The organism is Streptomyces hygroscopicus (assembly GCF_026168105.1).
GTDB lineage: Bacteria > Actinomycetota > Actinomycetes > Streptomycetales > Streptomycetaceae > Streptomyces > Streptomyces hygroscopicus_D.
The window spans coordinates 1-1,340 of sequence record NZ_LBMW01000153.1 but is presented as its reverse complement, the minus strand read 5'-3'; the positions used below and the strand labels follow the sequence as shown (position 1 = coordinate 1,340).

Sequence of the window (1,340 nt, the reverse complement as noted above, 5' to 3'; positions counted from 1 at the left end):
CCCGAGAAGAAGGTCGAGATCGCCCAGCGGCTGATCGCCGACCTGACCGGGAACTGGGGCATCCATGAGGAGGACATCCTCATCGACACCCTGACCTTCACCATCTGCACGGGGCAGGAGGAGTCCCGCAGGGACGGCATCGCCACCATCGAGGCGATCCGGGAGCTGAAGAGGCGCCACCCGCGGGTGCAGACCACGCTGGGTCTGTCGAACATCTCCTTCGGCCTCAACCCGGCCGCCCGCATCCTGCTCAACTCCGTCTTCCTGGACGAGTGCGTGAAGGCCGGGCTCGACTCGGCGATCGTGCATGCCTCCAAGATCCTGCCGATCGCGCGGTTCGACGAGGAGCAGGTCACCACCGCCCTCGATCTGATCTACGACCGGCGCCGCGAGGGTTATGACCCGCTGCAGAAGCTGATGGCGCTGTTCGAGGGTGCCACGGCCAAGTCCCTCAGGGCCGGCAAGGCCGAGGAGCTGGCCGCGCTGCCGCTGGACGAGCGCCTGAAGCGGCGGATCATCGACGGTGAGAAGAACGGTCTGGAGCGGGATCTCGATGAGGCTCTGCGGTCGCGCAGGGCTCTCGACATCGTCAACGACACGTTGCTGGACGGCATGAAGGTGGTCGGTGAGCTGTTCGGCTCGGGCCAGATGCAGTTGCCGTTCGTGCTGCAGTCCGCCGAGGTCATGAAGTCCGCCGTCGCCTACCTCGAGCCGCACATGGAGAAGACCGACGAGGCCGGCAAGGGCACGATCGTGCTGGCCACCGTGCGCGGTGATGTCCACGACATCGGCAAGAACCTCGTGGACATCATCCTGTCCAACAACGGTTACAACGTCGTCAACCTCGGTATCAAGCAGCCGGTCTCGGCGATCCTGGAGGCTGCCGAGGAGCACCGGGCGGACGTCATCGGCATGTCCGGGCTCCTGGTCAAGTCGACGGTGATCATGAAGGAGAACCTGGAGGAGCTCAACCAGCGGGGCCTGGCCGCCACCTACCCGGTCATCCTCGGCGGCGCGGCCCTGACCCGGGCGTACGTCGAGCAGGACCTGCACGAGCTGTACGAGGGCGAGGTCCGCTACGCCCGCGACGCGTTCGAGGGCCTGCGGCTGATGGACGCGCTCATCGGCGTCAAGCGGGGCGTGCCCGGCGCCAGGCTGCCCGAGCTGAGGCAGCGCCGGGTGCGCGCCGCCACCGTGGAGATCGAGGAGCGGCCCGAGGAGGGGCACGTCCGCTCGGACGTGGCCATCGACAACCCCGTACCCACACCGCCCTTCTGGGGCACCCGCGTCATCAAGGGTATCCCGCTCAAGGAGTACGCCTCCTGGCTGGACGAGGGCGC

The 1,340-nt window shown here is 67.4% G+C and carries 1 protein-coding gene; it reads left to right on the top strand.

Annotation, left to right across the window (positions count from 1 at the left end):
- Positions 1–1,340: B12-binding domain-containing protein (locus AAW14_RS39345; RefSeq protein WP_265569264.1), on the top strand; the 1,340-nt coding region annotated here is incomplete at both ends.